Annotated in this window: 13 protein-coding genes and 3 tRNA genes; 7 read left to right on the forward strand and 9 right to left on the reverse strand. The window is 60.2% G+C overall.

What is annotated here, in order from left to right; translation table 11 throughout:
- Nucleotides 1–122: 122 nt before the first annotated feature.
- Nucleotides 123–3,314 (forward strand): bifunctional lysylphosphatidylglycerol synthetase/lysine--tRNA ligase LysX, encoded by a 3,192-nt coding sequence (lysX, locus tag IM764_RS08205; RefSeq protein WP_194187502.1) that lies wholly within the window; start codon nt 123–125, stop codon nt 3,312–3,314.
- Nucleotides 3,315–3,327: 13 nt separating this feature from the next.
- On the opposite strand, the gene IM764_RS08210 is transcribed toward lysX, so the two are convergent.
- A complete protein-coding gene (locus IM764_RS08210) occupies nt 3,328–4,119 on the reverse strand; it encodes an alpha/beta fold hydrolase (protein WP_194187503.1) in 792 nt (263 codons plus the stop codon).
- Between the two features lie 216 nt (nt 4,120–4,335).
- Between IM764_RS08210 and IM764_RS08215 the strand changes: the two genes are divergently transcribed.
- Nucleotides 4,336–5,733 (forward strand): aminotransferase class V-fold PLP-dependent enzyme, encoded by a 1,398-nt coding sequence (locus IM764_RS08215; protein WP_194187504.1) that lies wholly within the window; start codon nt 4,336–4,338, stop codon nt 5,731–5,733.
- Between the two features lie 18 nt (nt 5,734–5,751).
- Here IM764_RS08215 and IM764_RS08220 read toward each other — a convergent pair whose 3' ends face one another.
- Nucleotides 5,752–6,861: a Gfo/Idh/MocA family protein gene (locus IM764_RS08220; protein ID WP_194187505.1), complete on the reverse strand. Its 1,110-nt coding sequence runs from the start codon at nt 6,859–6,861 to the stop codon at nt 5,752–5,754.
- A gap of 59 nt (nt 6,862–6,920) precedes the next feature.
- On the reverse strand, nt 6,921–7,910 hold the full coding sequence (locus IM764_RS08225; RefSeq protein WP_194187522.1) for an NAD(P)H-quinone oxidoreductase: 990 nt from the start codon (nt 7,908–7,910) through the stop codon (nt 6,921–6,923).
- A gap of 97 nt (nt 7,911–8,007) precedes the next feature.
- Here IM764_RS08225 and IM764_RS08230 point away from each other — a divergent pair.
- Nucleotides 8,008–8,095, forward strand: a tRNA-Ser gene (locus IM764_RS08230).
- A 197-nt stretch (nt 8,096–8,292) separates the two neighbouring features.
- Here the strand turns inward: IM764_RS08230 and IM764_RS08235 are convergent.
- The 3 genes from IM764_RS08235 to IM764_RS08245 are packed head-to-tail and all read right to left on the reverse strand — an operon-like array spanning nt 8,293 to nt 10,598.
- Nucleotides 8,293–9,060, reverse strand: coding sequence for a hypothetical protein (locus tag IM764_RS08235; RefSeq protein WP_194187506.1), 768 nt, complete (start codon nt 9,058–9,060; stop codon nt 8,293–8,295).
- Complete coding sequence (locus IM764_RS08240; RefSeq protein WP_194187507.1) at nt 9,053–9,520, reverse strand: carboxymuconolactone decarboxylase family protein; 468 nt, start codon at nt 9,518–9,520, stop codon at nt 9,053–9,055. The genes IM764_RS08235 and IM764_RS08240 overlap by 8 nt, the downstream gene beginning before the upstream one ends.
- A gap of 4 nt (nt 9,521–9,524) precedes the next feature.
- The gene (locus IM764_RS08245) at nt 9,525–10,598 is read right to left on the reverse strand and encodes a pyridoxal phosphate-dependent aminotransferase (RefSeq protein ID WP_194187508.1); all 1,074 of its coding nucleotides are present in this window, start codon (nt 10,596–10,598) and stop codon (nt 9,525–9,527) included.
- A 111-nt stretch (nt 10,599–10,709) separates the two neighbouring features.
- Between IM764_RS08245 and IM764_RS08250 the strand changes: the two genes are divergently transcribed.
- Both IM764_RS08250 and IM764_RS08255 read left to right on the forward strand, forming a co-directional pair.
- Nucleotides 10,710–10,794: transfer RNA gene (locus IM764_RS08250), tRNA-Ser, on the forward strand.
- Nucleotides 10,795–11,102: 308 nt separating this feature from the next.
- Nucleotides 11,103–11,175: transfer RNA gene (locus IM764_RS08255), tRNA-Arg, on the forward strand.
- A gap of 171 nt (nt 11,176–11,346) precedes the next feature.
- Here the strand turns inward: IM764_RS08255 and IM764_RS08260 are convergent.
- Both IM764_RS08260 and IM764_RS08265 read right to left on the reverse strand, forming a co-directional pair.
- Nucleotides 11,347–11,979: a hypothetical protein gene (locus IM764_RS08260; RefSeq protein WP_228073622.1), complete on the reverse strand. Its 633-nt coding sequence runs from the start codon at nt 11,977–11,979 to the stop codon at nt 11,347–11,349.
- A 50-nt stretch (nt 11,980–12,029) separates the two neighbouring features.
- Nucleotides 12,030–12,437, reverse strand: a complete 408-nt coding sequence (locus IM764_RS08265; protein ID WP_194187510.1) for a hypothetical protein — start codon at nt 12,435–12,437, stop codon at nt 12,030–12,032.
- A gap of 127 nt (nt 12,438–12,564) precedes the next feature.
- Here IM764_RS08265 and IM764_RS08270 point away from each other — a divergent pair, with 127 nt between their 5' ends.
- Both IM764_RS08270 and IM764_RS08275 read left to right on the forward strand, forming a co-directional pair.
- A complete protein-coding gene (locus IM764_RS08270; RefSeq protein ID WP_194187511.1) occupies nt 12,565–13,974 on the forward strand; it encodes an FAD-dependent oxidoreductase in 1,410 nt (469 codons plus the stop codon).
- Nucleotides 13,975–14,046: 72 nt separating this feature from the next.
- Nucleotides 14,047–14,844 carry a sulfite exporter TauE/SafE family protein gene (locus tag IM764_RS08275; protein ID WP_194187512.1) on the forward strand — a complete coding sequence of 266 codons (798 nt, stop codon included), beginning with the start codon at nt 14,047–14,049 and terminating at the stop codon, nt 14,842–14,844.
- A 12-nt stretch (nt 14,845–14,856) separates the two neighbouring features.
- Here IM764_RS08275 and IM764_RS08280 read toward each other — a convergent pair whose 3' ends face one another.
- Nucleotides 14,857–15,114: a metal-sensitive transcriptional regulator gene (locus IM764_RS08280; RefSeq protein ID WP_099298475.1), complete on the reverse strand. Its 258-nt coding sequence runs from the start codon at nt 15,112–15,114 to the stop codon at nt 14,857–14,859.
- Nucleotides 15,115–15,241 lie beyond the last annotated feature (127 nt).

Raw genomic sequence — 15,241 nt, forward strand, 5'->3', positions numbered from 1 at the left:
GGGTGGTTGGTTTCTTTGTTCCGACGCCATGCTCTGGCGCCGTCTGGGAATAGGCGAAGCGTTACTTACTATTTAACTGAGAAGGGTATTGTAAGGACTTTTCGCGGTATTAGGGTAAGGCTATGAAAAGTAGGTGGGAATCAAAAATTCTCCTTTTCACGGTGAACCTCGCCACCCTGTGGTTCGTCGTGGGTTTGTTGTTGCGCTTGTTCTCCCGGGACTTGGTTGAGGACATTGCGGTGGGGTTCTATCTGGCTGGTTTGCCGAACTACCCCACGCTATTCATGGCGATTTTCTTGGTGCTGTTGCTGTCTGGAATGCTGCGTCGCCAGCGCATCGCGTTGCTGTTCTACCTGATCTTTTTCCAGCTGTATTACGCGGCGGCGAGCACGCTTCTATTGGCGTACTACTTGCTGGACTATTCAGAGTTCATCACCACTGATTTCCTGGTCTGGGTGATATTGCCCCTGGTCACCTCCGTGTTCTACTTGTTCTTGGGCGTCCGCGCGCGGCCGGATTTCCCGGCGAAGGTCAACGGCAATTGGAAGCGTGCCTTGGCGATATTGGTGCTGGGCTTGGCGGCCAGCTTGGCGCTGGTGATGGCCATTTTGTACTTCGGTTTCCACCACAGCGTGCGGGAGATCCTGCACTGGACCGCCTATGTGCTGCTGGGGCTATCGCCAGTGGATGTGGTGCTGGAGCCGGGCATCCATGTGGCTAAGTGGGTGCGGATTGTGGGTGAGGTGGCGGCAGCTATCAGCGTTTTGGGCGCGTTCGTGGTGCTGCTGCGTTCCGTCAATGCCCCGCAGAGTTCGGTGCAGGAGCACATGGCGACTCGGCGCATTCTGCTCAGCCCGCCCTCGGAGGATTCGCTGGGCTACTTCGCCACCAACGATGATCGCTCCCTGGTGCTCAGCGAAAACGGCAAGGCCGGTATTTCTTATCGCGTGATCGATGGCGTGTGCATCGCTGCGGGCAATCCCTTGGGAGATCCTCAGCACTGGCCGGAGGCGATCCGCGCCTTCAAGCGCGTGGCACACACCAACGGTTGGATTGTGGCTGCCGCCTCCATTTCGGAGCCGGGCGCCCGCGCCTACGCGGATGCGGGATTGCGCATCATGCCCATGGGCGATGAGGCGGTCATTGACACCAAGCGCTTCGATATCAAGGAGCTCCACGCGGTGCGCAAGGTGGTCAACGCGGCCAAGCGGAAGGGCTACACGGTGCGGATCCAGCCGCAGTCCGCGCTGTCCGCGGAGGATCGCGCGCAGCTAAAAACCAACGCTGACCAGTGGCGCAATGGCGATGAGCGTGGCTTCACCATGGCTTCCGGCCGCGTTGCTGATGAGCGGGACTGGCGCACGATTGTGGTCACCGCACACGATGCCGAGGGCAAGATGCAAGCGCTGCTCACTCTCGTCCCGTGGGGCCGCCGTGGTTTGTCCTTGGACGTCATGCGTCGTTCGCCGGAAGCGCCCAGCGGCCTGACCGAGCTGATGGTCTCGGAGCTGGCCAAGGAGGGCCAGGGCATCAACGTGGACAAGTTCTCCCTGAACTTCGTGGTGCTGCGCGAGGTCATGGAGCGTGGCCAGTCCGTGACGGCTTCCCCGTTCCAACGCCTGGTGCTGAAGTTCTTGGTGTTTTCCTCCCGGTGGTGGCAGATCCAGACCCTGTATCAGTCCAACCTGAAGTACAACCCGGATTGGCAGCCTCGGTTCTTGGCCGTGGATAGCGCCTTCCATACGGCCCGCATGCTCATCGCTTTCGCCTCCGGCGAGGGCTTCCTTCCGCGCTATCAGCCTCCTCTGCAGCCGCTGGGGGATCCTGCGGAGATTCACGCGCTTGAGGAGGAGCTGCTGGCCAGCAAGAAGTGGGCTCCCAAGCTGTCGCAGCAGCAGCGCTGGCGTCGAGAAAAATTGGCCGAGCTGCGCGAATACGGTGAGGCGGGCTACCCGGCCAGCGTGCCTAGAACCCACTCTTTGGTGCAGTTGGGGGACCTCAAGGACGGCGAGCAGACCATCTCGGTGACCGGCCGCGTGCATCGCCTCCGCGACCACGGCGGGGTGCAGTTCGCGGACATCGAGGAAGGCGGCACGAACTTCCAGATCCTCGTGGAACGCAGCGCAGGCGAAGTAGCCTGCACGTTCCGTCGGTTCGTGAGCAAGGGCGATGTGATTTCCGTGACGGGGCGCCTGGGTGCCTCGCGGACTGGCACGCCTTCGGTGTTGTTGGAGACCTGGCGGATGGCATCCAAGTCCCTCGTCGATTTTCCGACGCAAACTCTCACCGATCCGCACACTCGAGCCAAGCTGCGGCATATGGACCTAGGCACAAACAATCAGGCTCGTGACCTGGTGATCGCTCGGGCCAAGGTGGTGGACGCGATCCGGCAGACGCTGCGCGGCGAGGACTTCCTGGAGGCGGAGACCCCGATCCTGCAGACGGTGCACGGTGGCGCGAACGCTCGTCCATTCCGCACCCATATCCGGACTTACGACCAGCACCTGACGCTACGCATCGCCCCCGAGCTGTATCTGAAGCGCTTGATTGTGGGAGGCATTCCGAAGGTCTTCGAGCTGGGCCGAAACTTCCGCAACGAGGGCGTGGACGCCACGCACAACCCGGAGTTCACGGCGCTGGAGGTCTACGAAGCTTATGGCGATTGGAACACCATGCGGGTGCTGACGGAACGGATCATTCGTAATGCGGCGATCGCGGTGCACGGCAAGACCACCATTACCGTCCATCAAGACGAAGCCGTGGAGCTGGATCTATCCAAGCCGTGGGCCGTGGTGCCGGTGTACCAGGCGGTCTCGGAAGCAGTGGGTAAGACCATCCGTCCAGAAGATTCTCTGGAGGATCATCAGGACGTGATGGATCGCTTTGGCCTGGGCGTGAATTCCGTAGGTGAGCTGGTCAACGAACTATACGACGAGCTGGTGGAGCCGAACACTGTGGAGCCCACGTTTTACTCCTGGTTCCCCGTGGAGACCTCGCCGCTGACGATGGCGGATCCCGAGCAGCCCCTGACCGCGCAACGCTGGGACTTAGTGGCCTGTGGCATGGAGCTGGGCACGGCCTACACGGAACTGGCGGACCCGCTGGAGCAGCGCGAACGTCTTACGGAACAGTCCCTGAAGGCCGCCGGTGGAGATCCAGAAGCCATGGAGGTGGACGAGAACTTCCTCACCGCCCTGGAGTTCGGCATGCCGCCGACGGGTGGTTTGGGCATCGGCGTGGACCGCCTGGTGATGTTCCTACTGGAGCAGAACATTCGCGAAGTGCTGGCGTTCCCGTTTGTGAAGCCGGAGTAGTTCCACCCAGGGGCTACTTGCGCAGCAGGAACGGCTCGACGATTTCCGGCGTGGCGATGGGGAACAGGTGCGTGGCCTCGGGGAAGAAGTGCGGGGTAACCCCCAGCCGTTGCGCCAGCTGCAGCTGCTCGCGCACGAACATGGTGGAGGGATCGTCATCCGAGGCCACCAGCAACGTGATGGGTATCTCCTTCAGCCAACCCGCGTCCGCCCTAGCCACGCCGCCGAGCGCGTAGAAGGCCCGGCGTTGCGTGCGCTCGCACGCGCAGTTCTGCCGAATAAGCGACTGGCCAGCGTCAACGCTGCCGAAATACCGCTTGCGCTCTGCTCTGCTCAGGCGTTCGGGTTGGTGTTCGCCCTGCGAGGTCATGACCTTGCGCAGGAAGGGCAGCGCAGGCGTCAGAATCTTGCCCGGTATCTTGGCGCCTGCGTCGGTACCTAACCAACCCCACAGCTTCTCGCCCACCAGCTCCACCCGGCTGGGCAGATGCATCCATGCCAGTACGCGGGCGTCCTTCGGCGGAGTGGGATCAGCGAGAACGATCTCCGCGACCTCTTCCGGATAGCGCGCCGCCCACTCCAGGGCCAGCAGCCCGCCCATAGAGTGTCCCAAGATCCGCACGGGTTCCTGGCTCGCCGCCTCGCCGAAGAACTCCGCGATCTCTCGGAAGGCGTACGTGCGCACCTCATCGACGCTCGCGTCCAGCCCGACCGTCCACGCGTCCATCACCCACGCGCCCAGCCGCTGTTGCAGCACGGCATAGTCCTGGGGAGGGCAACCCAGGCCGGGCAAAATGATCCACATAGCGATCCAATGTAGCGCGGTTTGGGGGAATGTTCTCTTTTTATTTCTCCCCATGCGTGCCTGTGATGAGCAGGGATAACGCGTCTTGGGGTAGCAGATCTGAACTCATCTGGGATTGTCCGAATATGGCAGGCTAGTATCGTCGGAGTCTAGGTTCTGTGATGGAAGTGACGACAGTGATGAGATCTCAGCGGTTAGTGGAGAAGGTGGATTTGGGTGTTCGATAATCCTCGAGTGCGCGGCTTGTACGCCTCGTTGTCGGACGGTTGGATCTACGTCAACGCGCAATCGCGCCCGCAAATCCCAGAGCGCGTCTCATCCGCAGTCTCCCGCAGCTTCCGCACCGCACCCCTGCTTGAGCAGGCGGAATCGGTGCGAGGTTCGCATTCCCGAGCCCAGCGTGTGGGCCGCAGGATCGGCGAGAACTTCGTGGATTCCGCGCGCATCGCCGTGGCTGATCTGGTGGGATCCCGCCCAGAATGTGTGATCCTCGGCGCCTCGCGTGCATCCCTGATCCGACAGTTGTCCATGACGATGGGCCGCAAGCTGAGCTTGGGGCAGGAGATCGTCCTGTCTCGCGTGGATGCGCCCGCCAACATCGAGCCATGGCAGCAGGCCGCGGACTTGTACGGCGCGCGCGTGCGATGGGCAGAGCCTGATCTGGCTACCGGCGTGCTGCCTAGCTGGCAGTTCGCGGATCTGGTGTCTGCGGATACTGCCGTGGTTGCCGTTGCTGCGGCCAATGAGTTTGTGGGATCTGTGACCGACGTCAGGGCGATCGCAGACACAGTGCATGCCAAGTCCCGAGGGCTGTTCGTGGTCGACGTGGATGCAGCGGCACCCTATCGGGTGCTGGATATCCACGCCATGGGCGCGGACGTGATGGCCGTGGACCTCGTGGGCCTGGGTGGTCCCGCCGTGGGTGCACTGGTGTTCCGCGACGAGTCCCTGTTCAGTTCCGTGCTTCCCGCCTCGAGCTTGCGGCAGCACACGCAGACTCGCGCCTATGGCGAGTCTGCGTCTGTGCAGCCCTCCGTAGCCCGAGCCCGTGCCGTGCTGGAATTGGGAGGTCTGCCGGAGGGACTGCTCGGCGGAGTACCCGCAACTATTGATCACCTTGCCAGCTTGGACGATGATGCACGAGGCACGAGGCGGCGTCGACTAGAAAAATCGGTGCCCCAAGCCACCGAATACATGAACCGTTTGGCAAAACACCTGGTCGAGGGCCTGCAGGACTTGGGTGCGGTGCACGTCATTGGCGTGGACGGGGACTTCAGCGAGACTCCGGCCAGCTTCGATGCCATCCCGCGGATTCCCCGCGTGAGCTTCATGGTGGATGAGGTCTCCGCCTCCACCGTGCGAGATCGACTGCTGGGCAATGGGCTGGTGCCGTCCGTGGTGGAGCACGGCCAGTCCATGCTTTTGGAGCGGATGGGTGTGTTTGAAGAGCCCGCTAGCGGTGCTCATGCGCGCCGGGCTCAGCGAGGCAGCGACCGCGCCGCCAGCGCAACGCCGCAGCACACCGGCCCTGGTGCCGTGGTGATTGGGCTGAGCCCGCACAACACCATCGGGGACATGGAGCAGATCATCCGCGTGGTGGCGTCCCTGCGCTAGTTGCTGCAGCGCGCGGGGTTACTGTTCCTCAGGTTCGACGCCCACCAGCTCGCTGACCTCTGGCTTTGGGGGAGCCGGGATGCTCACCGCCTGAGCTGAGGTGATGGCGCGAGTGGGCTCAATCTTCTCCAGCGAATGCACCTGACCGGTCTCTAGGCTGCGCTGTACGGCCTCGCACACGCGAATATCCATGAGGCCTTCGGTGCCGTCTGGTTCGGGCTGCACACCGTCGCGGATGCACTGCAAGAAGTAGTGGGTCTCGCCGGCGAACTGATCCTTGGCGCTGTACTCCTTGTCTTCTGGGCCTTCGCCGAGATCCACCGTGTAGCTCAGCGGTGCACCATCGCCCCACTGGAATGCGGCGGCGGACTGCACGTAACCTTCCGTGCCGGAGAGCGTGAAGCCCTGTTGGGAGCAGGTGGCGTAGGACGAAGTGAATTGTGCGAGGCGGCCGCTGGCAAAGCCTAAGGTCACGGCCACCGTGGGAGTGACTTCCAGTTCTGAACCGCGATGTTCCACACCTATGGCGTGGACCGTGGTGGGTTCTTCGCCGTAAATGTTGCGGATGAAGTTGAGCGGGTACACACCCAGATCTGGGACGGGGCCTGCCCAGAAGCCTTCCTTGCCACGGTGATTGTCTGGGTTGATCATGTGCCCGAAGGACGCGGTGAAGGAGCGCAGTTCGCCTAGCTTGCCGGAGTTGGCCAGCTCTACGAGATCCGTCATGAACGGGTCGCTGTGCATGCGGTAGGCAAGCATGAGGGGAGTGCCGGTGCGCTCGGCGGTATCGATCATGGTCTGGCAGTCCTCGATGGACGGTGCCATGGGCTTTTCGCACAGTACGGGAAGCCCGGCTTCAAGAGCGGGAACGGTGTAATCCAGGTGCTGGTGCACTGGGGTGGCTACGTAGACTGCGTCGATATCGCCGGATTTCAGCAGTTCAGCGTACTGATCATAGGAGTATCCGGGCACGCCGTAGGCATCGCCCTTGGAAGGATCTGAGCTGACTATGGCTGCGAGCTCAGCTTCAGGCAGTTGCTTGAGACCGGGGATGAACGCTTGCTGGGCGATCTGCCCGGTGCCGACAACTGCGAAACGAGTGGTGGGATTTTCAGCGTTTGTGTTCATGCTTTCGACGATACAGATTTCCACGAACTCGTTTCCTGCGGCTGCAGAATTATCTGCGGCTAGGCACTGGGAATCTCCAGCACTACCTTGCCGGTAATTTCCCCATCGAGCAGGGCTTTGTGCGCCGCCGAGACGTCCTGGACGGGCACCACACGGTCGATGTGGTGCGTGATTCGCCCGTCGGCGAGCATGGGCCACACGTTGTTCACCGTGTCCTCCACGATCCGCGCCTTATCTTCTTTATCCCGGTAGCGCAGGCCAGTGGCGCTGATGTTTCCGCGCTTGCTCAGCAACTTGCCGATGTTGAGCTCGCCCTTCACACCACCTTGCATGCCGATGATGACGATGTGTCCGTCCTTGGCCAGCGCGCTGACGTTGCCGTCTAGGTATTTCGCGCCGATGATGTCCAAGATCACGTCCGCGCCGCCATGCTTCTTGAGCACCTCGGCGAAGTCCTCTTCCTTGTAGTTGATCAGGATGTCCGCGCCGTACTTTTTGCAGGTCTCCAGTTTTTCTGCAGATCCCGCGGTGACTGCCACCGTGGCACCGAGCGCCTTGGCCAGCTGGATGCCGAAGATGCCGATGCCGCCCGCGCCACCGTGAAACAGCACCGTATCGCCTTCTTCAACGTGCGCGGTGAGCATGATGTTTGACCACACCGTGCAGGCCACTTCGATGACGCTGGCCGTTTGCTGCAGGTCAAAGCCCTCCGGCAGGGGAAGGAGCTGGCCTTGTGGCACAGCCGCGTACTGCGCGTAGCCACCTCCGGAAAGCAGGACGCCCACGTGGTCGCCGTTTTTCCATGGTGTTCCGTCTGGTCGGGTGGTGCCGTTTGCTTCCTTAACGACGCCACTTCCCTCCAATCCGATGATGTCCGTGACCTCCGCCGGAGGCGGGTAGTGACCGGCGGCCTGGAGGGTATCCGCGCGGTTCAATCCCGCGAATTTCATCTCCACCAGTGCTTCGCCGTCCTTCAGCTCCGGCATCGGCGCTTGCTGCCAGGACAGTGCTGAGGGATTGTCCGCGTCTGTCTGGATGATGGCGTGCATGGTGTGTTCGGTGGTGTGCTCCATGGTCCCCACACTAACTAACGACGAGACAAGTCCGTGGGGTATTGTGTGATGGCACCGTTTCGAGCGGTCCCAAGGAAGTATGGCAGAGCGGCCGAATGCACTTGTCTTGAAAACAAGCGATGGGAGACCATCCGGGGGTTCAAATCCCTCTACTTCCGCCAAATACATTTCCCCAGTTCAGCAATGAGCTGGGGTTTTGTTCTGTCTGAGGCGCCTTGATGGACAATTGATTAACTGTTTTGCACAAATATCCCCCGGAACTGCCATCCGATTTGCGTTTCCGCAGGTCGTGAGTTGGACGGTGGCACTTCCGGGGGATATTTGTGCATGTCTGAGTGGCTGAAGGCAACGTTGCTACTTAGCTAGCGCGAAGAATGCGGGCGATGACACTGAAATTTCGCGAAACTCCTGCAGCATCGGTGAGTTCTAGCGGTGACCCCACGGTGCACTTATCTAGCCTCGTCCACGTAATTGCAGATGCGTACACCTCGCGCCTGTCTTGCTCCCACATACGCAGGGTCTGTCCGATGAGCACGGTCGTGGCATCTTCTAGCTGCACCAGATAGGTTTCCCCGGGCCATCTGTCACGAGTCGTGCCATCGAAGGAAATCTGTACAGCATCGCTGTAGCTGGTCTCTGACTCCATCACCCGAATCTGCCGGATCACCCCGAGCCGATGGGTGATCCCATCCAGATCCTTGGCCTGAAGCGGCAGCCCAGCCTGGCATTTCACCAGTTCAGAGACCTGCCACACGCCGGGCTGAGGTTCCTCTCCCAGGTTGCTGGATCCTCCGCGCCCGCGCGCTTTCCCCGATGTTCTCGGAGTGCGGACCACGATCCATGCCTCATCCCCAACAAAGTTCAGACTCACGCGCCGAACCGGCCCCTCTGTCTCGATGAGGACACAAGCGGGTTGGTCAGAAGTGGCGTCGGGAAAAGAAAGAGAAAGAGGAAAATCACGCCGCACGGCACGCAGCGCCTCCACCACCTCAACGTCAGAGGAATTCAGCGCCACCCCGCGCGCCTCCAATTGTGCCCACACGTGCGCCAACGTCACGTCCGGCTGAGCCTCCCACGTGCGGGCGAGCTCACTCAAAACGTCAGGTATGCGCTGCGGGTCACGCATCAGCATCATCTTCGTGGGCAATGGTGATGCGGTTAAAGCTGTTGATGGCGATGGTCAACCACTCCATCGCGGTCAGCTGCTCGGAGGAAAAGTACCGCGATGCCTCACGCCGAGCCTCCGAGATCAAATCCTCGGCGGGTACGGTAAACGCAAAAGCGAAGTACAAAGCGGCCTGCTCGGAGGCAGAGAAAACCTCGTGGCGGATCGCGGCACGCGGCTCCATGTACTGCAGAATCTGCATTTTCTGCTCGTCCACGCCTACCCGACGCGCCTCGCGAGCGTGTGTAACCCAGCACGCTTCGCAGCCATTAATGCTGCTAGACAGTAGATTCATCAGCTCCGCGGTGGACTTATCCAGCCCAGAATCGCGGATGCCGGCGCGCACCGTTTTCAACATGTTCACCAACGCCTTGTACTGCGTGGTGGTGCGGTAGGCAGGCACAGCGGAATCGGAACTCAACGAACTAGCTCCCGTTGTCCAGTTCCTCCAGCGCCTCCGGAAGCACCTTCAGCAGCTGGTCCATCTCTTCTTCCGTGGTGATGGTGATGCGCACGCCCTCGCCGGGGAAACAGCGCGGGATGATGCCGCGCTGCTTCATCGCCGCGTCCAGGTCTGCCGCCCGTTCCCCCAGTGGCAGCCATACGAAATTCGCCTGGCTGGGCAGAGCTCGCTCGCCCAGCGCCTGGCTGACTCGTTCCCGTTGTTGGACGGTTGCCTCCACCCTTTCCGTCAGTTCCTCTTGTGCCCTGAGCGACGCCAAACCCGCCGCTTGTGCCACCGCATTCACGCCAAAAGGAATGCCGACCTTGTTGACCGCGCCGATGAACTCTTCCGCGCCCACGATATAGCCCAAACGCAGTCCTGCCAGGCCATATGCCTTGGAGAACGTACGGCAGATGGCGAGATTTTCATACTCGTCCAGCAAGAAAGCACCAGGGCTGGTGCCGGTGCGGTCGTACTCGGTGTAGGCCTCATCCAGCACCACCTGGACATCCCCGGGAACCTTGCTCATGAAGTCACGAAACTCGTCCACCGTCACGGTGGTTCCCGTTGGGTTGTTCGGGTTGCAGACAAAAATCAGGCGGGTGCGCTCGGTGATGGCCTCAGCCATGGCATCCAAATCATGCTTGCCCTCCGCATCCAGAGGCACCTGGACCGGCACAGCCGCGGCGATCTTCGCCAAGATGGGGTAGGCCTCGAAGCTGCGCCATGCAAACAGGACTTCATCGCCGGCCGCGCACGTCGCCTGGATGGACTGCAGGCATAGCGCCGAAGAACCGTTGCCCACGGAGACGTTGTTCCAGGTTAGCGGCATTTGTACGTTGTCGCGCTGCTGAACAAACGTGGCCAACTCGTCGCGTATATCTACCGCCGCCATGTCCGGATAGCGGTTGAGGGATCCGGTGGTCTCCGAAATGAATTCGGCGACCGAAGGCAGGGGAGCCAGGGAAGACTCATTGGAAGCCAACTTGAGCGCACCAGGCACAGTAGTGCCCGGAACGTAGGCGGGAAGTGACGTGAGATCTGGGCGAATCATGCCCTAACCATAACCGCAGATTTCCGCACTGGGGTGTTTTGGTGGCGCACGAGGGCGTTGTGTACTCTGAGTAACGGTCAAACGGAGATTTCGCATGAAAACTTCTGACCTGGAGGCGTGCCAGAGCGGCCGAATGGGGCTCCCTGCTAAGGAGTTGTCCCGCAAGGGACCGCAGGTTCAAATCCTGTCGCCTCCGCAACTTCGACAGAGCACAACCGTGTGAGCTGCCCAAAAGCTGCCCAGTAACTTGTGGTGAGGTCTGGGACTAACAGCAGCGAACAGTGTTGTGGGGCGTGTGGTGCGCCTGTGGTGGTTCGCTGGGATTGTGCCCGCGGATGTGCTCTGTCGGAGTTGTTTTTATTTGTGGCCAAAGTGCTTTTACGGTTGTCTTTGCGCAGGTGAGAGCCTGTGTGAGCTGGAATTTTGTAGAAGCACGGCGGTGTGTGTAAAGTAATTCCTCGTTGCACAGCACATCGCGAGAACACGTGATATGCATCAACGGCTGCGCCCGTAGCTCAACGGATAGAGCATCTGACTACGGATCAGAAGGTTAGGGGTTCGAATCCCTTCGGGCGCACAATCACCCCAGGTAGAACATAGTTTCTGCCTGGGGTTCTTTCGTGTTTCGGGGGCCTGATCCGGGATCGAAATGTCGTGCATATGCCAGTTTCTGCAGCCTCGTCTAGTTCGACCGGGGATTTTGTATAGTCGAATTGTAAAAATTGGCGTGAATGCGACAAGACCGGGTTCAGTCGAGGGTCTCCGTAAGCCACTGATCGAAAACATCACCTTCTGGGCCGTCGTCTAGCCATCCGTCGATGATTTTCGAGTCTGCGTCGGTGAGCCCAAGTGCCTCTAAGCCGGTCCTTGGGGTTTCCTGTCCCCACGTTTCCTGCAGCCATTGGCGATAAGGCGCCAGGGCTTCGTCAGTCTCTTCCTTAGTTGAATCCCACTCTTCATAGTTCGGTTCGTCAGCCCAACCATCATTAAAGGCTGGGGTGAAGTAGCCGACGGCGAGAAGACGAAGCACTGAGATTGGGTTGGGAAAAACCGCGTTCAACACTGATCCGGAACCAGAACCCATGTGAACTACGTGCTGGTTCCCTTCGTCGTCGAGCCACAGGCAGAAAGTGGAGCCTTCACCGCCCGTATAGCCAACGGGGTAGAGCCGTTTCGGGGTCTCTTCTGGGTAATTGTGTTCGTTGTTACCTCCGAAAAACAGCGCAGGATCGTCAGTGATGTGGGTGCCTGGCTCGGCGATTCGGCCGATGTTCCCCCAGGTGTAGCCCTTCTCTTGAATCCAGTCCGCCAGAGTGAGAAATTCTTCCGGCATGGTGAATTGTGGTGGCATATCTTTGGTGAGTTGTTTGCGCAAAGTCATGGTGACCACGTTACGGCACCTCGGTGAATAGCTCCTGCAGGGAAGTTTTCCTAGGCAGTTGAGTTGGGGATTTTCTTGTTTGCGTGCTGGATGAAGGCGGTTGCCACCAATCCCAGCAAAACCAGTGGCGCGGCGAACAGCAGCAGGGAGAACAGCGAGGTCAAGAGTCCGATTCCGACCAGGAACATGATCATCAGCCAGGCCACCGCGAGCCAAGAAGTTCTGGTGCGCCGGGATCCCGCAGCAATGAGAACGGGGACGGATAGCGCAATGCCGAGCAGGAGCAGAGGCCAGATCCCATAGGCGGAAATGAGAGAGGAATCGCAGGGTTGACCCGCGTCATGCTCGCCGATTTTGGAGCAGCTCATGTCGATGTCCTGAAGTTTCCAGCTCAGCGCGACGTAAACGGAGTATGCAATGCCGATAAGAGCGGTGAGCAACCACAAAATTCGACCCATGATTTCAGTGTAGATAGCCGACGCCGTGATATGGCGTGAATGAGACAAATCTGGACTCGGCTGGGTAGCGACGCAGCTCGGGTGCTAACAAAACAGCCGATTTGGAAGAATCGCTAGCATCAGATGCATGAGCGATTCAGCACACACCAGTACAGAAACTCTCAACGTCGATGTCGCCGTGATCGGTTGGGGCAAGGGCGGTAAAACCCTCGCCGCCACCCTCGGCGCGCAGGGCAAGAACATTGCCATGATCGAAGAGTTCGAAGACATGCAAGGCGGAACGTGCATCAACATCGGTTGCGTTCCCACCAAGACCCTCATTCACGATTCTGAGATGGCTCGCGCTCAGCAGTCCGATTCCGAAACAGCTGCCCAGGCGTGGTCCCGCGCCGTGGACCGTCGCGACGCCCTGATTGGTAAATTGCGCAACGTCAATCACCACATGTTGGCGGACATCCCTTCCGTCACGCTGGTTTCCGGCCGCGGCCGTTTCACCGGTCCGAAGGACATCGAGGTCGCCAATCAGGGCAACACCCTGCAGGTGCACGCCGAGACCATCATCATCAACACCGGTGCGCTGCCCGTGATGCCGAAGATCCCCGGCATTGATTCGTCCCGCGTGCACAACAGCACCACTATTCAGCACGTCAGCCCCCGTCCGGACTCTCTTCTTGTTGTCGGTGCGGGCCCCATCGGTCTCGAGTTCGCTTCCATGTTCGCGGGCTTCGGCACGCAGGTGACGGTGGCGGACCGTGGAGAGCGCGTCCTCCCTCGTGAGGACGAGGACGTGGCCGCTTCGGTGGCGGGAGTGCTTGCGGATTCAGGAGTTAACGTCATCAACGGCGCGGAAGTCCAGTCCATCTCTGAAGACGGAAGTGTGGAGCTGTCCATTGCCGGGCAGGCGGAGACCCGGCAATTTGATGCCATCCTGTTTGCCACCGGCCGCCGCCCAGCCACGGATGACTTGGGCCTAGAAGCAGCCGGTGTCGAGCTCACCGAACGTGGCGCGGTCAAGGTTGACGAGTACTTGCACACCAACGTGGATGGCATCTTCGCCATTGGCGATGTGACCGGCGGACAGCAGCAGACCTACCTCTCCCTGGATGATTTCCGCGTGGTGCTGGACCAGCTCACCGGAAAGACTGAGGCCGAAGGGGCGCGCCGGAAAACCGACCGCGTGGCCGTGCCAGCCACCATCTTCATCACTCCTGCGCTGTCCTCCGTGGGCATCACCGAGACCCAGGCGCGCGAGGAAGGCCGCGATATCAAGGTGGCGGTGCAGGAAGTGGCCAAGATCAAGGCCATGCCTCGCCCAAAGGCCGTGAACGATCCTCGCGGTCTCATCAAGTTCGTGGTGGATGCCTCCACCGACGAGATCCTGGGCGCGCGCCTGTTCCACGTCGATTCCCAGGAAGTCATCAACTTGGTTGCTCTGGCGATGCGCGCGGGATTCACTGCCACGCAGCTCAAGAACGGGATTTGGACGCACCCTTCGTCCACGGAGGCTCTCAACGAGACTTTGGGCCAGCTGAAGTAGTGAGGCTCACCGCCAGCTGATAATATACCCCCCTAGGTATTCCATACGACTGGAAACAGGGTGAGGATTCGCATGATTATTGCGGTTGCTGGCGGTTTGATCATCGGCATGCTCGTGGGTGCTCTCGGGGGAGGGGGTGCCATTTTGGGCGTGCCTTTGCTGGTCTATGGCGCGGGTCAAGACTCACAGCAGGCAACGTTATCTTCGCTGGTCATCGTGGTTTCCGCCGCACTCGCGGGCCTGGTGATGCAGCACAGAAACGGTGCTGTGAACTACCGGACGGGCCTCATCTTTGGCGTGCTCGGATCAGTGGGCGCGCTGGCGGGAACGCTACTGAACGGCAAGATCAGCGAGCCGCTATTGCTGACCTGTTTTTCCATTCTTCTTGTTGTGGTTGCGGTACTCACCTTCCTCAAGGCGCGAAATTCTTCGTCCGACGCCAACCCCGAGACCGCCGATGGGGATGAAGCGGGCCATGAGCTGAAAGATCGCCTACCGATGCTGGTCGTGACTGCTACCGCGGTGGGATTTTTGACAGGGTTATTCGGAGTGGGCGGCGGCTTTGTGATTGTCCCTGCGCTGACCATTGTCTTGGGTGTGTCGATGCGCGTGGCGGTGGGAACATCGCTGGTGGTCATCGCCATCAACAGCGTGGTCACGATGGCGTTCCGCTACCAAGAGCTCTCCACTATTGAGTGGGGAACCCTATGGCCGATTGTGGTGCTGACGGTCTTGGGTGCGCTGGGTGGCGCATTCATCAACAAGCGCGTCAGCCAATCTGCTTTGCAGCTCGGATTTGCGGTACTTCTGTGCGGAGTGGCCGTCTTTATTGCTGTGCAAAACGTGCCGGAACTGCCGGTATTTAGCTAGCTCCTCGCGTGGCTAAGCCAAGCTGAGGAACATCTTCTCCAGCTTCTTCTGGTCAATCTCTGGCTCTTCGGCGGTGGTGCACTGCTTGAGACCGGTGGCGATGATCGAGAATCCAGCGCGGTCGAGCGCCTTGGACACGGCGGCCAGCTGAACCACTACATCCTCGCACTCGGCGCCTTCTTCCATCATGCGGGTCACGGCGTTGAGCTGGCCTTGAGCTCGCTTGAGGCGGTTGATGATGGGCTTGATTTCTTGGCCTTCGAGCTGCATGGGCGTCCTTCCGGAGATTGGGTTGGTGGCGCTTCGTCAATAGTTGAGCGCCTTTATAGACAAATGACTATACCCCCCGCCGTATCTTGAACGTCAAAGTAAGATGATCTAGGCTGGCTTTATACCC

This window comes from Corynebacterium sp. ED61 (assembly GCF_015233855.1).
GTDB classification, from domain to species: Bacteria; Actinomycetota; Actinomycetes; order Mycobacteriales; family Mycobacteriaceae; genus Corynebacterium; species Corynebacterium dentalis.

What these genes read in the sequence shown, in the direction of transcription:
- lysX (WP_194187502.1), top strand. Translation starts at nt 123, where the DNA reads ATGAAAAGTAGGTGGGAATCAAAAATTCTCCTTTTCACGGTGAACCTC.
- IM764_RS08210 (WP_194187503.1), bottom strand. Translation starts at nt 4,119, where the DNA reads ATGTGGATCATTTTGCCCGGCCTGGGTTGCCCTCCCCAGGACTATGCC.
- IM764_RS08220 (WP_194187505.1), bottom strand. Translation starts at nt 6,861, where the DNA reads ATGAACACAAACGCTGAAAATCCCACCACTCGTTTCGCAGTTGTCGGC.
- IM764_RS08225 (WP_194187522.1), bottom strand. Translation starts at nt 7,910, where the DNA reads ATGCACGCCATCATCCAGACAGACGCGGACAATCCCTCAGCACTGTCC.
- IM764_RS08235 (WP_194187506.1), bottom strand. Translation starts at nt 9,060, where the DNA reads ATGCGTGACCCGCAGCGCATACCTGACGTTTTGAGTGAGCTCGCCCGC.
- IM764_RS08245 (WP_194187508.1), bottom strand. Translation starts at nt 10,598, where the DNA reads ATGATTCGCCCAGATCTCACGTCACTTCCCGCCTACGTTCCGGGCACT.
- IM764_RS08260 (WP_228073622.1), bottom strand. Translation starts at nt 11,979, where the DNA reads ATGACTTTGCGCAAACAACTCACCAAAGATATGCCACCACAATTCACC.
- IM764_RS08265 (WP_194187510.1), bottom strand. Translation starts at nt 12,437, where the DNA reads ATGGGTCGAATTTTGTGGTTGCTCACCGCTCTTATCGGCATTGCATAC.
- IM764_RS08270 (WP_194187511.1), top strand. Translation starts at nt 12,565, where the DNA reads ATGAGCGATTCAGCACACACCAGTACAGAAACTCTCAACGTCGATGTC.
- IM764_RS08275 (WP_194187512.1), top strand. Translation starts at nt 14,047, where the DNA reads ATGATTATTGCGGTTGCTGGCGGTTTGATCATCGGCATGCTCGTGGGT.
- IM764_RS08280 (WP_099298475.1), bottom strand. Translation starts at nt 15,114, where the DNA reads ATGCAGCTCGAAGGCCAAGAAATCAAGCCCATCATCAACCGCCTCAAG.